Genomic DNA, 18,190 nt, shown 5'->3' on the forward strand with positions numbered 1-18,190 from the left:
AATTGAAAAGTCATAAGCTATAAAAACTTTTCAAACGTAGCATTATAAGAAACCATAATGATTGGTGAAATATTAGGCGAACGCTATCAAGTTCAGCAGCTATTAGGCAAAAAAGCAGGGCGACGGACGCTTGTAGCTCGTGATTGGAACACTCAGGAATTAGTTGTTATTAAGTTACTCTCTTTTAGTAGTGACTTTGAATGGGATTCACTCAAGCTGTTTGAGCGAGAAGCTGAAACTCTAAAATCTTTGTCACATCCCTTAATACCTCGCTATTTAGACTATTTTGAGGTAAATTCACCCACCATCAAAGGATTTGCCCTAGTACAAAGTTATATCCCAGCAAAAACTTTAGAGCAATACGTCCAATCTGGCCGGACTTTTACCGAAGTAGAAGTCAAAGAGATAGCCAAAGCACTTTTAGAAATTCTCATTTATCTACATGGGTTATATCCGCCTGTTATCCATCGTGATATTAAGCCTAGCAATATTTTATTGGGAGAGCGTTCTGGTAACAGTGTTGGTAAAGTTTACCTAGTAGATTTTGGCTCGGTGCAAACTGTTCTTGCTACAGAAGGTGGAACTAGGACTGTGGTGGGAAGCTATGGGTATATGCCACAGGAGCAATTTGGCGGACGCACGGTTCCGGCTTCCGATCTTTATAGCTTAGGTGCAACTTTAATTTATTTAGTGACGGGTACTCATCCAGCCGATTTACCCCAAAAAGATTTTCGTATTCAGTTTGAACAGGTGGCTAATGTGAGTCCTGAATTGACTCGCTGGTTGCAGCAAATGACTCAACCCAGTCTAGAGAGGCGTTTTAGTTCTGCTGCTGGTGCGCTCGCAGCTTTAGACAAATCACAAACGACAAACTTGCCTACTTTGGTTGTAGGTAAACCAGATGGGAGTAAGATTCAATTAACCAAAAATGGGGATTCTCTAGAAATTATCGTTCCACCATCTGGTTTTGATCCATCAATAATATTCACAGGTTTATTTGCGATCGTCTGGAATTCATTTATCCTCTTTTGGACAATTGGCGCACTCTCTATTCCTTTTCCTGTCAACATCCCCTTTGCTTTGTTCTCACTTCCTTTTTGGGGTGCTGGCTTTCTCATGGTGTATAAACTTCTCTTTCATTTATGTGGACGCATCTGCTTACGCCTGAATGCAGAACAAATTACCCTAAGTTGGGAGTTGTTTAGTTGGAAATTTTATCGCCCCCGTGCATCGTCAAGGCAAAGTATTAATAAGTTAGTTTACATTCCCAAACATTTTACTAAAAATTCTGATGGCACTAGAATTGCCGTTCCAGCAGAATTATATATTTGCTCAGGAGTACAAAAATATCAGCTTGGTGGAAACGATATCGGTATTAAATCCGAAGTAGAACTTGAATGGTTAGCTCATGAATTAAGTGATTGGTTGGGTTTGCCAATTACCAAGCCAATGGGAAGTTAGTCGAGCTAGCGATCGCTTTGTTCAATGTGTCCAATTTTGCTTCAACCATACTTGACCTAAATTCATTAATTTCTACTCCTACTCGGTAGCCAAAACTACGGGGTAAATCTCGCGATTGAAAGACTGGTGAACAACACCAACGTAAAATTCGCTATCCTATTGACTAACTTAATTTCCAAATAATTCACCATGTCAATATATAGATGGGATAAAAAATATTGGCTTCTACTTATGCCCCTGGTTTTTGCGGGTTTGTTAATACATATTAAATTCTGGCTAACGCCTCCCGATTCTTTAAAGGGGGATGATATTTACTTTATTTGGTTGGAAGGCAAGAGGATTATTGCTGGAGAAAATCCTTATGCTAGGGTTTTGTTAGGTGACATGAGGGTCAATGATAAATATGCAACTTATTTCCCACTTGCCTACCTTTTCTCTGCGCTAGTTCAAAAGCTTGGTTTCCGAGATTTTCGTGATTGGTTATATTTGTGGCGACCTATTTCTTTTGCCTTCCATATTGGTATCGTTGCCTTAACATTGAGATATTTCCAGATACGAGGTTTATGGATACTTGGCTTTGTAGCCTCTACAATTCTTTTATTAGGTCGCTGGAGTATCTATATAGTACGTGTTCACCATCTGGAATTTGCAGCGATATTTTTTTTACTATTGTCTTTAGTCCTTTTGAAAGAGAAGACTAAACTTTCTTTACTTATGTTTAGTATCTCTTTGGGAATTAAACAGATTGCAATATTCCTGCTGCCTTTGTATCTCATCTACTTATGGAAAAATGGAGTAGGAAATAAGCGGGGTAAAAATTTAGTTTGGGGATTTTTTATTATTTTAAGCATTCCTCTTTTAACATCATTACCTTTTCTGATTTGGAATGCTGAAGGCTTCTTCAAATCCATCTTGTTTTCTGCAACACGTTTAGAAAGTTTGCATATAGGGGCTGCACCCTCTGTAGATGTTATTTTTTCTAATAAATTCACCTGGATTGTAGGATTAAGAGCCAAGTTTCTCATGCTATTTCTGATGGGAATGCTTTACCTAAGTTTCCTGAAAGAAAAGGTGAGTATGTTTGTATCTTCCACAATAATTATGATGATATTTTTGTATTTTAATTCAGTATTATTCTTACAATATTTCTTATGGGCTCTATGTATCATTCCCTTCGCCTTGGTTGAATTGATACCTTTAGATTCTAAGCAAAAGAAAGATAAGCTTATCTTTTAACTTCAAAAATAATAGGAAGCTTTACGCAGTTTCTCTGTCCTCACGCGCAACCCCTAGCGTAATCTTCCCTGATTCAATGGAAATGACTATAAGAGAACGAACCGCATACTCCTACGGTGAAGCAAGCTACGCGCAGTGTCTCGTTAGAGAAGGACGCATAGACACGTTCGCGGAGCGTCTCATAGAGAAGTGGCTTCCCGAAGGGTAGAGCGCAGAGGAAGAAGGAAAGAAGAGAAATTTAAATTTGATAGGCGAATCAAATTTAATGGGACAGACCACTAGAGCAACAAGCGGGGTCAATCGTTGCTTGAACTATTCCCCTTACTCCCTACTTCCTTACCTCTTGTTTGCCCCTAAATCATCAGATTTGAGCCATCAATGTCTATATTTAATTAGAGATGCCTTAGAGGAAATTTATATGTTTGGACTAGGATGGCCAGAAATCGCTGTAATTACCATAGTCGCTATTCTAATTTTTGGCCCTAAAAAAATTCCCGAATTGGGCACTGCACTAGGCAAAACCCTACGAGGTTTTAAGGAGGAGATGAAAACCCCCAGTGATGAAACTAATTCAGAAGAAGAAAAACAATAGTCAATAGTCAAGAGTCAAGGCTGAAAAACTTTGAAATGCTGAACTTGAGACTCTTGACTGTTGACTACAGTAGTGTGTTGACTACAGAAGAAGGTGCAATCCCATTTTGAGAATCAGCGATCGCTGTGCCAGTATTTTGTTGATGTGTCTCTTCCTTGGCTAAACCACGCAGCTTAATTAACTTAATAGCCCTAGTCACGCTTTCTGGTAGAATCACCACCAGGCTGTTATCAGGAGCCATGTCTAAGCCTTTATTAATCGCTTGGGTTTCATCCAAAATTGATTCATAGCGGCTATCAGGCTTCACTTGGGTAATGCCTTGAATAATTAATTGGGCGGCTGAACCCCGTAAACGTCCCCGTGTATCATCGTCTTCTTTGACAATGATGTAGTCAAAAATTTGTGCTGCTAATTTGCCCAAAGTAACAAAATCTTCGTCGCGGCGATCGCCCGGGCCACCAATTACGCCAATCCGTTGTCCTGTAGTCCAGTTCCGTACAAAGGAACCTACAGCTTCATAACTAGCTGCGTTGTGAGCATAGTCTACTAAAGCGTGGTAGTTGCCTAAATTAAATAAATTCATTCGTCCCGGCGTTTGACTAACTGAAGCTCGGAAAGTCTTCAAACCAGAGCGAATCTGCTCAATCGTGACGTTTTGCACGAATGCTGCCAAACTTGCAGCTAAAGCGTTGGCAATCATAAACGGCGCACGTCCGCCCATTGTTAAAGGTATATTTTCTGCTCTTTCTATCCGATGTGTCCAATCACCTTTAACAATTGACAAATAGCCGCTTTCATAGACTGCGGCTACTCCACCCTTTTGGATGTGCTTTCGCACCAATTCCGAGTCGGGATTCATGGTGAAGTAAGCAATATTAGCCTTAGTTTTTTCTGACATAGCGGCGACGCGATGATCGTCGGCGTTAAGTACCGCGTAGCCATCAGGGAATACGGCTTCCGCTACTACACTCTTGAGGTTAGCTAATTGCTCAATAGTCTCTATATCGCCTATTCCTAAGTGGTCGGCGGCTACATTTAATACCACTCCTACATTTGCGGCTTCAAAGCCCAATCCAGAGCGGAGAATGCCACCGCGGGCGGTTTCCAGTACTGCTACTTCTACTGTGGGATCTTGGAGAATGACATGGGCACTTTGTGGGCCTGTGTTATCGCCAGCTTCCACTAAGTAATCGCCGATGTATGTTCCATCGGTTGTAGTATATCCGACTACTTTACCAGTCTGTTTATAAATATGTGCTAATAGCCGGGTAGTAGTGGTTTTGCCATTAGTACCAGTAACACTGAGGATAGGAATTTGGCTAGATTGTTCGTTAGGGAACAGCATATCCATCACTGCACCAGCGACGTTGCGGGGAATACCCACGCTTGGCGCAACGTGCATCCGGAAGCCGGGAGCGGCGTTAACTTCAACAATTACGCCATCGACTTCCCGCAGGGGACGGCTAATATCCGTGGTGACGATATCGAGTCCGGCGATATCTAAACCGATAATCTTGACTACTCGTTGTGCCAACCACAGATTTTCTGGGTGAATTTCATCGGTACGATCTACGGCGCTACCACCTGTACTTAAGTTGGCTGTTGCCCTGAGATAACAAATAGTACCCTTGGGTGGAACGCTATTTAGGGTATAGCCTTGCCTTTCTAATAGTTGATAGCTGGTGCGATCTAGTTCAATTTTGGTCAGGACGTTATCATGTCCTTCACCGCGATTTGGATCGAGGTTTGTTTCCTCAATCAGTTCGGAGATGGTCGATCTGCCATTGCCAATGACGTGAGCTGGGACACGTTCAGCTACCGCGACTACTTTGCCATTTACCACTAGTACCCTGTGGTCACGCCCAACGTAATATCTTTCGACGATAATTGACCGGGAAACCTGTCTAGCGGCTTCATAGGCAGCTTCCGCTTCTTCCCAAGTTCTGATGTCAATGGTGATCCCACGTCCATGATTGCCATCCAGGGGCTTGACGACGATGGGATAGCCGCCAACGTATTCAATAGCTTGTTCCAAATCGTCTAAGAAGTTGATTACTGTGCCTCTGGGTACTGGCGCACCAGCCGCAGCCAGGATACGTTTTGTGGCTTCTTTGTCGCAAGCTAGTTCTACGCCCAGAATGCTGGTATTGTCAGTCATTGTGGCTTGCATCCGCTTCTGGTTCACGCCGTAGCCTAGCTGAATCAAAAAGCGGGCTTCCAGAGGCATCCAGGGAATACCTCTTTTTTCTGCTTCTTTGATGATTGCTTCAGTAGAAGGGCCTAAAGAAGCATCACGGGTGAAGTCTTTCAGGTCTTGGATATCTTGCTCTAGTTCTGCCTTGGGATAACGGCCTCGATCGACGATACTCTGGCACAGCCGCACTGCGGCTCGTCCGGCGTAGCGTCCCGCTTCCTCATTCTGGTATTCAATTACTACTTGATAAATTCCGGGTGTGGCAGTTTCGCGGGTGCGACCAAAGCCGACGTGCATACCAGCTAATTCCTGGAGTTCTAAGGCTACGTGTTCTACGATATGGCCGATCATCGTGCCTTCTTTGACTCGCATCAAAAAACCACCACGACAGCCAGGCGAACAATAATGACCCTCCAGACTCGGCAGCGCCTCAACTAGTCCTTCATAAAAGCCTGGGATTTCATTCGAGGGCGTCTCGGCAAGGGTTTCTAAATCGAGGCGCATGACGATCAGCTTGTGGCGTCGAATGCTCCAATAGTTTGGGCCGCGTAAGGTCTGGATCTTGAGGATTCTCATGGGAATAGGTAGATGGAGATTCGGAACCAAAATTCTAGTTTCTTACTGTAATTGACCGCTAAACTGTTCATTGCAAACAGTTTTTTCTTTTTACATAGTATTCTCATCATTTTTCTACAACAAGAAATAAATGTGCGATCAACCGATTTTGGATTTTAGATTTATGATTTTGGATTAAAAGAGACAATTAGGGTACTTAGCTCTGGTAATTTTAGATTTACAATAGCGTAGCGTCAACGAGTCATCGAGGGGTTTTTAGATTTGTTTTACCCACTTTCTGGCGGCATCTGCCGAAAAGCTCTCTTAATCTAAAATCCGTCTTGAAAAGTTTGCTAGGTCGGGAAACCCTCCTTACAACTTTTCGCAAAATCCAAAATCTAAAATTTGTGGTCAACTCAGTGTAACCTCAGATACTCTATCCCGTCAGCTGGAGATCCGGTGTACAGCAGGCAATACAGTGCGCTGGTACAGGTGGAAGCGATCGCCGTAGCTGAGGATATGGAGACGTAAATTATGCACGGTTAATGGTTCATTAGCACCAACATGGGGTTCGTTGGTGTGGGTGGCTTCAGTGGGATCGACAATGGTAACACTGCCTTTACCCATAACTTGTAACCAACCATCACGTTCAAACACTGCACAAGTATCTTCGTCAATGCCAATACCTAAGCGATCGGGGTGAGCAGCGATCGCACTAATCAACCGCCCCATCCGATTCCGGTTGTGAAAATGTTGGTCAACGATGACTTCAGGAATAAATCCCAAACCCGTTGCCATATCTACTAGGGAACGATTTGGCGACTCTCCACTCCCGCCGCCAGCAATCATGTGATGCCCCATCACTGCCGCTCCGGCACTGGTGCCTGCTAACGTCAGTTGCCCTGCCCTAACCCTCTGCCGAATAATTTCCATTGCTGGCGTATCTGCCAATACACCACAGAGACGGAGTTGGTCTCCTCCTGTCAAAAATACCCCACTACAGGCTTCTAAGGATGCTTTGATTTGAGAGGCTTCACACTGTTCGCGTTCGCGGATGTCTAAAATCTCTACCTTTTGGGCACCCATTTCTTCAAAAATGCGAATGTACCGACCACCAATGATGGCAGGTTCGCGAGAAGCAGATGGAATAATTGTAATATAAGCCTTACTAGCACCGGCACGTCCAAAAAAAGTTCGTAGGATTTCGCGCCCATGAACTTTGTCTTCTGCGCCTCCGATAACCAGAACGGCGGTTTTAGTTGCTTGGGGTGTCCTCATTTCTAGCGATTTAGCTTGTAATTGCGGCATTTTGTTTCTCCTGTCAACAACTTCAGGTGAATTTAACAAGGTTCAGAAGGCTGATGATTTTTGCGCTTTGCAACTTTCGAGAGGACACTTTGTGGAAGTTTTGAAACTGGGCAGCCACTCTCCGAATTCTCGCTTAACGCTCGCGTTGCCTCAGTCTAAACGTGTTTGTTCCCATTCCTCAAAGCCAGGGCCTTGTTTTTCACCTGTCCACTTGCAGCAGGGCAAAATAGTCTTTAGGGGGCTAGATTCCCCCTCTGGGGCTAGGGATGAGCAGGTAAGACTACGCTTTTTTCTGAGGCTGGCTCGATGCATCCTGGAAGTTGTTAACTTGATATGATTATTAATTTAAATGTAGTTGTGACAACATTTAAACATAAATTAAGTAATTAGAAAAACTTTTGATCCCATCTAAAATCCAAGAGGTCTGGTAGTTTTAGATACTATTGATAAAGTTTAACTGGAGTTTGACTCGACCTTGGCTTGGCGGTGTTTGCTAGACATCCAAATTTAAGATTAGTGTCCTTGAATACGAATAACTGTGCGCTTTGATATAGTTACACTTTTTCCTGACTGTTTTAACTCTGTTCTCAATTCTGGATTACTAGGTAAAGCCTTAGCTAAACAGATTGCCGAAGTGCATCTGGTTAATCCACGGGACTTTACCACTGATAAGCACCGAAAGGTGGATGATGAACCCTACGGCGGCGGCGTTGGGATGCTAATGAAGCCAGAACCGATTTTTACCGCTGTGGAGTCGCTGCCGGTTCTACCCCGAAGAGAAATAATTTTGATGAGTCCACAGGGTCAAACAATTAATCAATCTCTTTTGAAAGAATTGGTGACAAATTATGACCAACTAGTAGTTATTTGCGGGCATTACGAAGGAGTCGATGAGCGGGTGCTGCATTTGGTAACTCGGGAAGTATCTCTAGGCGATTTTATTCTGACTGGCGGAGAAATTCCAGCAATGGCTTTGATTAATGGTGTAGTGCGACTAATACCAGGAACCGTGGCTAAAACCGAGTCTCTCACAGCAGAAAGTTTTGAGGAAGGGTTATTGGACTATCCCCAATATACTCGTCCTGCCAATTTTCGCGGTTTGAAAGTACCTGATGTCTTACTCAGCGGGAATCATGCAGCGATCGCCCAATGGCGTTACGAACAACAAATTCAAAAAACCCGCGATCGCCGCCCCGATCTCTTGGAGAAATTGGAGCAGGGGAAGCAGGGGAGCAGGGGAGCAGGGGGAGAATAATTATTTCTAACTCCTAACGAATAACCAATGACAAATGACTAATGACTAATGACTAAAATTCGTATTGGTAACGGCTACGATATCCATCAACTGGTGAGCGATCGCGTTTTGATTTTAGGTGGAATTCAAATTCCTCATGAACTGGGTTTATTGGGTCACAGTGACGCTGATGTGTTAACACACGCGATTATGGATGCCATGCTTGGGGCATTATCTTTGGGGGATATTGGTCATTATTTTCCGCCGAGCGATCCCAAATGGGCGGGAGCAGATAGTTTAGTACTATTAAATCAAGTACATCAGCTGATTCGGGATCGAGGTTGGCAGGTGGGAAATATTGACTCGGTGGTAGTAGCAGAACGTCCCAAATTAAAACCGCATATTCACAATATGCGCGACAAATTAGCGGCAATTTTAGAATTAGAATCAAATCAAATTGGGATCAAAGCTACCACCAACGAAAAATTAGGCCCCGTAGGACGTGAAGAAGGCATCTGTGCTTATGCTGTCGTCTTGCTTTTGAAAGAATAAAAATTATGAAATATTCTACAATTTTTCATATAGTTAAGCGTTTTTGCTTACCAATAATTCTGGTTTTGGCAACAGCAATTACAGTTACCGCGTGCAATCCATCTAACTTTAAAACCGCAGCTGCACAAGTTCCCCAATTGGTTCTTTCTACTACGAGCGATCCTAAAACCTTTAACTACGCCCTCATCCAAGAATCTCCCAATATTTCTGGTTTCACTTATGAGGCATTAGCTACTCAAAACGGAATAACTAAGGAAATTGAGCCAGCTTTAGCTGAATCTTGGGAACTTTCCCCAGATAAACTACGGTTTGTCTTTACCTTGCGAGAAGGATTGAAGTGGTCGGATGGTCAGCCATTAACAGCCGATGATGTCGTTTTCTCTTTCAATGACATCTACATGAACAAGCACATTCCCACTTATACCCAAGATGCTCTCCGCATTGGTATCAGTAAAGCTTTTCTCAAAGTCCGCAAAATCGATGAACGCCGGGTAGAATTTATTCTGCCAGAACCGTTTTCTCCTTTCTTGCGATCGATTGCAGCAGGGGTAGGAATATTACCAGAACACGCTCTGCGTGCAGCAGTGGAAACCAAAAATTCTGACGGTAAGCCAGTGTTTATGTCCACTTGGGGAACCGACACAGATCCCAAAAAAATTGTTGTTAATGGCCCTTACACAATCGAGAGTTATTCAACCAATCAACGCGTAACATTTCGGCGCAACCCTTACTACTGGCGGCAAAAAGATGCACAAGGAAAACAACTGCCATATATTGAGCGTGTAATTTGGCAAATTGTGGAATCGCCTGATACAGCTTTGCTGCAATTTCGTTCTGGAGGGTTAGATTTACTAGAAATTGGCCCTGGAAATTTTCAATTGCTCAAACGTCAAGAAAAGCAAGGTAACTTTACTATTAAAAATGCTGGCCCTGACTCTGGGACAAATTTTATAACTTTCAATCTTAACAAAGGTAGTCGCAATGGCAAACCTGTTGTAGATCCTATTAAGTCCCGCTTTTTTAACAACGTTGCTTTTAGACAGGCTGTCGCCTACGCTATAGATCGCCAAACGATGATCAACAACACTTTGCGGGGATTGGGTGAACCGCAAGACTCTCCAATTTCTGTTCCCAGTCCCTATTATTTTTCTCCAAAAGAAGGTTTAAAAACTTATGACTACAATCCAGAAAAAGCTAAACAACTTTTACTAGGAGCCGGATTCAAATACGATGATAAAGGTCAACTTTTGGACGCGGATGGTAATCGAGTCCGTTTCACAATGATGGCTGTTGCTGGTAATAGACCGACAATCACACCGAAAATTCAACAGGATCTCGGCAAGATAGGCATTAAAGTTGATTTACAATTTCTTGACTTCAGTATTATTGGAGAAAAAATCTCTAACACTCTAGATTGGGAATGTTGGTATGGAGCCATCACCGGGGGTATTGAGCCACAAGATGGTTTCAATGTTTGGTCTGTAGAAGGTAACTTTCATGTATTTAATCAGAAAGCTCAAGCCGGACAATCCCCAACAGTAGGTTGGAAAGCTACCGATTGGGAGCAGAAAATTGAAGACCTCTACATTCAAGGGGCAAGGGAATTTGATGAAACAAAACGCAAAGCTATCTATGCAGAAACCCAACAACTCTCACAAGAGTATCTACCTTTTATTCACCTATTTAATTCCCTAGCTTTAGTAGCCGTGCGTAATACTATTGAGAACGTAAAATACTCAGCGATAGCAGGTTACAATTGGAATATTTATGAACTCAAAGTAGTAGAAGCTAAAAAAGCTACTTAATTTTCATGTATTATCAAGGCTAAACTTCATCATATCAGGTTTGCTTAAACAGTTATAAGACCTGTAGTTGGGTTGAGGAACTATTTGTGTATTAAGAGTATGAAATTTTTTAGAAAAATATTCCTGGCAATTAAACGTTTTTGGTTGCCAATAATTCTGGCTTCAGCAACAGCACTTACACTGACCGCCTGCAACCCAGCGAACTTTAAAAGCGCAGCGGCTCAAGTACCGCAACTTGTCACCGCAGTTTTGAGTGAGCCTTCAACTTTTAACTATGCTCTAAATGAGTCAGCATATAGCGTTTTTGGCTTCATCTATGACTCATTAATTAATGAGAATCCCCTAACCACAAAACTAGAGCCTGCTTTAGCAGAAGCCTGGGAAGTTTCTGAAGATGGTCAACAGATTGTGATCGCTCTACGAGAAGGAATTAAGTGGTCAGATGGTCAGCCAATGACTGCTGATGATGTTGTCTTTACTTATAACGAAATCTACTTAAATCCTAAAATTCCTACCTCCACCAAAGATGCTTTAAGAATTGGTGACAAGGGCACTTTGCCAAAGGTGAAAAAAATCGATGAGCGTCGGGTTGAATTTAGCATAGAGGAACCCTTTGCTCCTTTTTTAAGATATGTAGGTGGTATCCCAATTATGCCAGCCCATGCTCTACAGAAAGCAGTTCGCACAATTGGATCTGATGGAAATTCTAAGTTTCTCTCAATCTGGGGAACAGGCACAGACCCGAAACAAATTGTTGCCAACGGCCCATATATTATGGAAAGTTACGTTTCCAGTCAGCGAGTTATATTTCGGCGTAATCCATACTATTGGCGCAAAGATGCTCAGGGTAATCCTCAGCCTTATATTGAGCGTATTGTTTGGCAAATTATTGAATCGACTGAAAACCAGTTGATTAGTTTTCGCTCTGGGCAGTTAGATGATTTAGAAGTTCCGCCTGAAGGTTTTAGTTTACTGAAGCGAGAAGAAAAACGGGCAAAGTTTGAAATTTATAACGGCGGGCCAGATACAAGTACGACTTTTATTGCTTTCAATCTGAGTAAAGCGAAGAATTCTCAGGGTAAACCTTTTGTAGACCCAATTAAATCTAGGTGGTTTAATAAAAAGGAATTCAGACAGGCTATAGCCTACGCGCTCGACCGCGAAACCATGAAAACAAATGCTTATCGGGGACTGGGTGAACTGCAAAATTCATTTGTTTATGTCAAAAGTCCCTACTTTCTTCCTCCAGAAAAAGGCTTAAAGGTCTATAATTACGAACCAGATAAATCGAAGAAATTACTGTTAGAAGCTGGGTTTAAATATAATGACCAAAATCAGCTTTTAGATGCTGATGGTAACAGAGTCAGATTTACAATCTTAACTAATTCTGAAAGGAAAGTTAGAGGAGATATGGCATCTCAAATCAAACGGGATCTCGCTAAAATTGGGATTCAAGTAGATTTGCAAATTCTCAGCTTCAATTCTTATCTAGAAAAACTTAAAGTTACGCAGAATTGGGATTGTTACCTGGGAGGATTTGCTGGAGGCGGTATTGAACCCCACGGCGCTAGCAATATCTGGAGAATCGCCGGTGCATCCCACGCATTTAATTTGGGGCCACAACCGGGAGATCCACCCATAACTGACTGGGAAGTTTCCGACTGGGAAAAGGAAATTGACAGCCTTTACATTAAAGGGGCACAGGTATTGGATGATAACAAGCGCAAGGAAATTTATTATGAATATCAGCGCATTGCCTCAGAACAGTTGCCGTTTATTCATTTAGTGGAGAGGTTGAATCTGCAAGCAGTGCGCGATCGCTTCCAAGGAATTCAATATACTGCTCTTGGTGGTCCATTCTGGAATCTCTACGAACTAAAAGTAACCGATTAGTCATTGGGCACTTGTACTGAGCGTATCGCTAAAGCGAAAGCTCCGCTAACGCGCAGCGTCTCCGTTAGGAGAAGGCGAAGTATTGGGCATTGGTTATTCACAAAGGACAAATGACAAAGGACAAATGACCCATGACAAATGACAAAACCTTGCGATCGCTCCTCGAAGCGGTTGCCAATGGTAAAGTTACGCCAGATACGGCATTAGACTCACTCAAAAACTTAACTTATGAATCTGTGGGTGAGTTTGCCAAAATTGACCATCATCGCCAGCTAAGAACTGGTTTCCCAGAGGTGATTTGGGGTCCCGGTAAGACTCCCGACCAAATTGCTCAAATTATGGAGGTGATGCGCCTCCGCAACCCGGTGGTGATGGCGACTCGCATTGAACCAGCAGTTTATACCGTACTGCAATCAAAAGTTAGCGGTTTGCGATATTATGATTCGGCGCGAATTTGTGCGATCGCTCCTCCTACAATCGAACCACAATTTGCAGGTGAAATTGCCATTCTTTCTGCTGGTACTGCCGATTTACCCGTTGCTGAAGAAGCGGCTATCACTGCTGAACTTTCTGGTTTTCGCGTCCAGCGCCTCTGGGATGTTGGTGTTGCGGGAATTCACCGTTTGCTGAGTAACCGCCACCTGATTGAGTCAGCATCGGTGTTGATTGTCGTGGCCGGGATGGAAGGCGCTTTACCCAGCGTTGTCGCTGGTTTAGCGAGTTGTCCTGTGATTGCCGTACCCACCAGCATCGGTTATGGCGCGAGTTTTGGCGGTTTAGCACCTTTATTGACAATGCTTAACTCTTGTGCTGCGGGAGTAGGTGTAGTAAATATCGATAATGGTTTTGGTGCAGCAGTATTGGCGGGGCAGATTTTGCGAACTGCCGAGAAATTGCGGTTGGCATCGGCTGGATCTTGAGTTAAGACTTTAAAGTTACACCCAATATTTCAGTACGTTATCAGTAATTTATCTGAAAAATAAACTGATCTGAAATTTGCCACCCTCAACCTCTTAATCACCAAATATGAGCCATCTCAGCGATTTGACATCTCAGCTACTTTGGCATTTGCCTGTAAATTTGACAGCACTACTAGCACAAACAATTACCGACCCAGACCTGATGGGTCAGGTTCAAAAATCTTGGAGCCACTTTGTACAAACAGGTCAAGTGTGGGCATTGTTGATTGGTTTAGTCATTGGCTATATGATCCGGAATTTAACTAGCTACGGTTAAATTTAAAAGTTAGGAGTTGAAAGTGAGGAGTGAGAAGTTAGGAGTCAGAAACTCATAACTCCTCACTCTTAACTCTTAACTCTCCCCCACTCTCTTGATATTTATGACCAAAGAACAAACTTGGAGCCAGAGGTTTGAATCAGCCCTGCATCCCGCGATCGCTCGTTTTAATGCCAGTATAGGTTTTGATATTGAATTAATAGAATACGATCTGACTGGTTCTCAAGCCCATGCCAAAATGCTAGCTCACACGGGCATTATCTCCTCAGAAGAAGGTGAGCAACTGGTTGCAGGTTTAGAACAAATCCGCCAAGAGCATCGCCAGGGAAAATTTCATCCTGGTGTTGATGCAGAAGATGTACATTTTGCAGTTGAAAAACGACTGACAGAAATTGTCGGCGATGTGGGTAAAAAACTGCATACGGCGCGATCGCGTAATGACCAAGTTGGTACTGATACTAGACTCTACCTCCGCGACCAAATCCAGCAAATTAAAAGCGAATTGCGAGAATTCCAAGGTGTTTTACTGGATATAGCTGAAAAGCACGTTGAAACTTTGATCCCAGGCTATACCCATCTACAACGCGCTCAACCAGTGAGTTTAGCTCACCACCTATTGGCATACTTTCAAATGGCGCAACGCGACTGGGAACGCTTGGGAGATGTTTCTCGCCGCGTCAATATCTCACCTTTGGGGTGCGGTGCTTTAGCGGGAACTACTTTCCCCATCGATCGCCACTACACAGCCAAACTATTAGATTTTGATAATATTTATGCTAACAGCCTCGATGGAGTAAGCGATCGTGATTTTGCGATCGAATTCTTGTGTGCTGCTAGCTTGATTATGGTTCACCTCAGCCGCCTTGCAGAAGAAGTCATTCTTTGGTCATCTGAAGAATTTCGTTTTGTCATCCTCAAAGATAGCTGTGCTACAGGTTCCAGTATCATGCCCCAAAAGAAAAACCCCGATGTACCAGAACTCGTGCGGGGGAAAACGGGACGTGTATTTGGTCATCTCCAGGCAATGCTAGTGATTATGAAAGGGCTACCTCTGGCATATAACAAAGACCTGCAAGAAGATAAAGAAGGTCTATTTGATAGCGTTAACACAGTCAAAGCATCTCTAGAAGCAATGACAATTTTGCTCAGGGAAGGCTTAGAATTTCGTACCCAGCGTTTAGCACAAGCCGTAACCGAAGATTTCTCCAACGCTACTGATGTAGCAGATTATCTTGCAGCACGGGGCGTTCCTTTCCGGGAAGCTTACAACCTCGTGGGTAAGGTGGTAAAAACTAGTATTGCTGCAGGTAAACTCCTGAAAGATTTGGAATTGGAAGAGTGGCAACAACTACATCCGGCATTTGCAGCAGATATTTATGAGGCGATATCCCCCCGTCAAGTTGTGGCAGCCCGCAACAGTCACGGTGGTACTGGCTTTGTACAGGTTAGCAAAGCACTCATAGCCGCTCGCGCTCAAATCGATCAATAAGGGAATGGGGAGCAGGGGGTAGGGGAACAAGGGGGAATTATTGAATAATATCTCCCCTTTCTTGCTTGTTTCTTCTTTATGCCCAATTCCCAATTCCCAATTCCCAATACAGTTCAGATAAGACCAAAACACTTGTAGAGACGGCGATTTATCGCGTCTCAAAACCCACGATTTTGTACAAGTAGCGCTTAACCCAAGCGTATTGCCCTATACCCAAAAATAAATAAGGGCGTACAAATGTGCGCCCTAAACAATAAATAATCTAAATAAAAAGGATTTAAGCAGACAGCTTAGTCAGTGTCAGCTGCTGTTGCTGCGCCTTCTTCTTCTTCACTCTTGGGTGGTCTTTGTTGGAACCTTCTCTGCATTCTTCCTGTCGTAGTTCGTTTACGAAACTTTCTGGCATACGCCTGGTTCCGTAGCGCCTTTTCTTTTTTCGGGTTACGGCGCTTGGCCATGTTCACCTCATTAAATAAACAACAAAAGAGTAGCAACTAGGCATCACGTAGGCAATATTAGCTACCAATGTTATTGATATACTTGTAGCCTAGTGCAGCAATCAATACGCTTTAAACAGTGTGCTAGTCTATCGCGTTTTACCTTGTTTTGTCAATATCAATTTAGAATTATCCCCACCAGCTAGACAAAAAATACATTTTCTTAGATGCAAATACATCAAAGATATGTAAATTAGCTAACTAGTTGTTTTTGGAACAAACCAATGAAGAAGCTATCCTAATACTGCTCTGAGTCAAACATTTTACACAAATAACTTGGCTGAGGGAAAAGATAACTGGGCTTGGGTTAAGGGTTTTTCTTTCCCCTTTTCCCATTAAAGAAGCAGTATTGCAAGCTATCCTACTAATAAAATTCAGTATTCGCTAAACTTCAATTGAATACATTGCTTTCAACTTCATTCAATGTAAATGCAATAGGTACAAGGGAAATTGACCGTTTTTCCCTATTCGTGCAACAAAGCCTTTTATCGATGGTTCTAGGAAACTTTTTCAAGCTTCTTATCAGTTAATTTAGATGGCTTATTACGTTTGAGTGCTGAAGGGACACAAACAGTAGCGAGGGCAAATAAGCTAAGGATAGAGGTGGGTTCAGGTACGGTGATTATGCTTGCAGAAAAACTGATGGGTAACTCACTATCTTCCGTCCCCAAATTTTCAAAACCTGGTATCAGTGGTGGAACAGAAAAAACTTCTAAATAATTTGGCGTTGGCAAAAAATTAGCGAAAAATGGACTAGAATAGTTTCCCCCCGATGTAGAATAACCAAAACCATCACCTGTTAACTGCTGAGTATTAAGACTAATTAAATTGTCAACATTAAAAGGTTCGTTTCCTGGTATTGGAGTGCCTACAGGTTGCAGACCAGTAATCGTTTCACCATTTCGTGTACCCGTAATTCCTAAAATCTGATAAAAACCCAAATCGTCAGAGGTGTTATCAGTGGTAAAAGTACCAATCGCCTCTATACCAGTACCAGAATAATTCCAATTCCAAGTTAAAGCAGAGGCAGTTTGCATTGTGCCGAAAACCAATCCAGATGTGGTGGTGAGGGCTATGGCAGATAGTAGAGCTAGATTTTTCATTGGGTTGTTTGTGCGATCGCTTTTAGCACGCCAAAGGCGATCGCGGTTTTTGTAAAGGATTTTCGTATATTAAGCTTAATTATCAAGAATTTGGTGTCAATCTCCAATACCACTTAATTGCCTCTTCAGAATTCAGAATTTAGACTTACTTATTCAGATTAATTTTTTGGGAGTGTGCTGAAAAAATATTAATGATAGCTGCTTTTAGCAAAGCTAATGTTATTTATAAATTGAAAAGTTTTTTGACTTAACAAATGGTATGTATATATAAATACAGTGCTTCTATTGAAAGTTAATGTTAAGATTAATGATATTCTACGTAAATCGTGAGAATAAAATCTCAAACCACAAACATTTTTGTATAAAACAAAACTCGACGAAATTTTATGAGTTGAGTTTATGTAAGTGGTAGAGAAATATAGAATACAACATATCAATTTTGAAGATTGAACGTTATTGCTTTTTTTCCGGCAGCTGTCCAGTCCACACGTAGCTTATGGCGTATTGGACAAACAGTATTGGGTATTATATTTCGTCATCCCATTACTGGCACTAGTATCATCCCAATTTTACCTGATGGCCGGATAGTACTGATCCGACGGCGTGATGATGGTCTTTGGGCATTGCCTGGAGGCATAGTGGATTGGGGAGAAGATATTCCCAACACAGTCCGCCGGGAATTGATCGAGGAAACCGGGCTAGAATTGCTGAAAATCAACCGTTTGGTAGGAGTTTACTCTGCACCAGACCGCGATCCTAGAATCCATTCAATTTGTATTGTGGTTGAAGCCGAGGTGCATGGGAAAATGGAGATTCAAGATACTTTGGAAGTCATGGAAATCCAAGCTTTTTCTCCCAATTTGCTACCTTCAGGACAGATGTCTCACGACCATACTAGGCAGTTGCAAGACTACTTAAATGGCTTGACAACACTGGCATAATAATATTTTGTTATTAGTCATTGGTCATTTGTCCTTTGTCATTTGCGGCCAAAGTTTCTGATTTAAGGAAGCCTCTCTTCTCTACGAGAGGCTG

General features: G+C 42.6%; 15 protein-coding genes. 11 read left to right on the forward strand and 4 right to left on the reverse strand.

Annotation, left to right across the window (positions count from 1 at the left end; translation table 11 throughout):
- Positions 1-57 precede the first annotated feature (57 nt).
- From NPUN_RS29470 to tatA, 3 genes are all read left to right on the forward strand, one after another.
- Positions 58-1,461, forward strand: a complete 1,404-nt coding sequence (locus NPUN_RS29470) for a serine/threonine protein kinase (RefSeq protein ID WP_012412061.1) — start codon at positions 58-60, stop codon at positions 1,459-1,461.
- A gap of 189 nt (positions 1,462-1,650) precedes the next feature.
- Positions 1,651-2,697, forward strand: coding sequence for a hypothetical protein (locus NPUN_RS29475; protein ID WP_012412062.1), 1,047 nt, complete (start codon positions 1,651-1,653; stop codon positions 2,695-2,697).
- Positions 2,698-3,115: 418 nt separating this feature from the next.
- Positions 3,116-3,289 carry a twin-arginine translocase TatA/TatE family subunit gene (tatA, locus tag NPUN_RS29480; RefSeq protein WP_012412063.1) on the forward strand — a complete coding sequence of 58 codons (174 nt, stop codon included), beginning with the start codon at positions 3,116-3,118 and terminating at the stop codon, positions 3,287-3,289.
- A 64-nt stretch (positions 3,290-3,353) separates the two neighbouring features.
- On the opposite strand, the gene cphA is transcribed toward tatA, so the two are convergent.
- Positions 3,354-6,059, reverse strand: a complete 2,706-nt coding sequence (gene cphA / locus NPUN_RS29485) for a cyanophycin synthetase (RefSeq protein WP_012412064.1) — start codon at positions 6,057-6,059, stop codon at positions 3,354-3,356.
- A 423-nt stretch (positions 6,060-6,482) separates the two neighbouring features.
- Positions 6,483-7,346, reverse strand: coding sequence for a cyanophycinase (locus tag NPUN_RS29490; RefSeq protein WP_012412065.1), 864 nt, complete (start codon positions 7,344-7,346; stop codon positions 6,483-6,485).
- Positions 7,347-7,884: 538 nt separating this feature from the next.
- On the opposite strand from NPUN_RS29490, the gene trmD reads away from it, so the two are divergent.
- From trmD to argH, 7 genes are all read left to right on the forward strand, one after another.
- On the forward strand, positions 7,885-8,601 hold the full coding sequence (gene trmD / locus NPUN_RS29495) for a tRNA (guanosine(37)-N1)-methyltransferase TrmD (protein WP_012412066.1): 717 nt from the start codon (positions 7,885-7,887) through the stop codon (positions 8,599-8,601).
- A gap of 48 nt (positions 8,602-8,649) precedes the next feature.
- Complete coding sequence (gene ispF, locus NPUN_RS29500; RefSeq protein WP_012412067.1) at positions 8,650-9,132, forward strand: 2-C-methyl-D-erythritol 2,4-cyclodiphosphate synthase; 483 nt, start codon at positions 8,650-8,652, stop codon at positions 9,130-9,132.
- Between the two features lie 5 nt (positions 9,133-9,137).
- Positions 9,138-10,937 (forward strand): ABC transporter substrate-binding protein, encoded by a 1,800-nt coding sequence (locus NPUN_RS29505; RefSeq protein WP_012412068.1) that lies wholly within the window; start codon positions 9,138-9,140, stop codon positions 10,935-10,937.
- A 99-nt stretch (positions 10,938-11,036) separates the two neighbouring features.
- Complete coding sequence (locus NPUN_RS29510; protein ID WP_012412069.1) at positions 11,037-12,830, forward strand: ABC transporter substrate-binding protein; 1,794 nt, start codon at positions 11,037-11,039, stop codon at positions 12,828-12,830.
- 131 nt (positions 12,831-12,961) lie between these two features.
- Complete coding sequence (gene larB, locus NPUN_RS29515) at positions 12,962-13,750, forward strand: nickel pincer cofactor biosynthesis protein LarB (protein WP_012412070.1); 789 nt, start codon at positions 12,962-12,964, stop codon at positions 13,748-13,750.
- A gap of 106 nt (positions 13,751-13,856) precedes the next feature.
- On the forward strand, positions 13,857-14,066 hold the full coding sequence (locus NPUN_RS29520) for a hypothetical protein (RefSeq protein WP_012412071.1): 210 nt from the start codon (positions 13,857-13,859) through the stop codon (positions 14,064-14,066).
- Positions 14,067-14,169: 103 nt separating this feature from the next.
- Positions 14,170-15,555 (forward strand): argininosuccinate lyase, encoded by a 1,386-nt coding sequence (argH, locus tag NPUN_RS29525; RefSeq protein ID WP_012412072.1) that lies wholly within the window; start codon positions 14,170-14,172, stop codon positions 15,553-15,555.
- 290 nt (positions 15,556-15,845) lie between these two features.
- On the opposite strand, the gene NPUN_RS42215 is transcribed toward argH, so the two are convergent.
- Positions 15,846-16,013 carry a hypothetical protein gene (locus NPUN_RS42215; RefSeq protein WP_012412073.1) on the reverse strand — a complete coding sequence of 56 codons (168 nt, stop codon included), beginning with the start codon at positions 16,011-16,013 and terminating at the stop codon, positions 15,846-15,848.
- A gap of 536 nt (positions 16,014-16,549) precedes the next feature.
- Positions 16,550-17,089, reverse strand: coding sequence for a PEP-CTERM sorting domain-containing protein (locus NPUN_RS29530; protein WP_234710999.1), 540 nt, complete (start codon positions 17,087-17,089; stop codon positions 16,550-16,552).
- A gap of 512 nt (positions 17,090-17,601) precedes the next feature.
- On the opposite strand from NPUN_RS29530, the gene NPUN_RS29535 reads away from it, so the two are divergent.
- Entirely contained in the window at positions 17,602-18,096 is a 495-nt protein-coding gene (locus tag NPUN_RS29535; RefSeq protein WP_012412075.1) for an NUDIX hydrolase, read from the forward strand.
- The last annotated feature ends 94 nt before the right edge of the window (positions 18,097-18,190 follow it).

This window comes from Nostoc punctiforme PCC 73102, assembly GCF_000020025.1.
GTDB lineage: Bacteria > Cyanobacteriota > Cyanobacteriia > Cyanobacteriales > Nostocaceae > Nostoc > Nostoc punctiforme.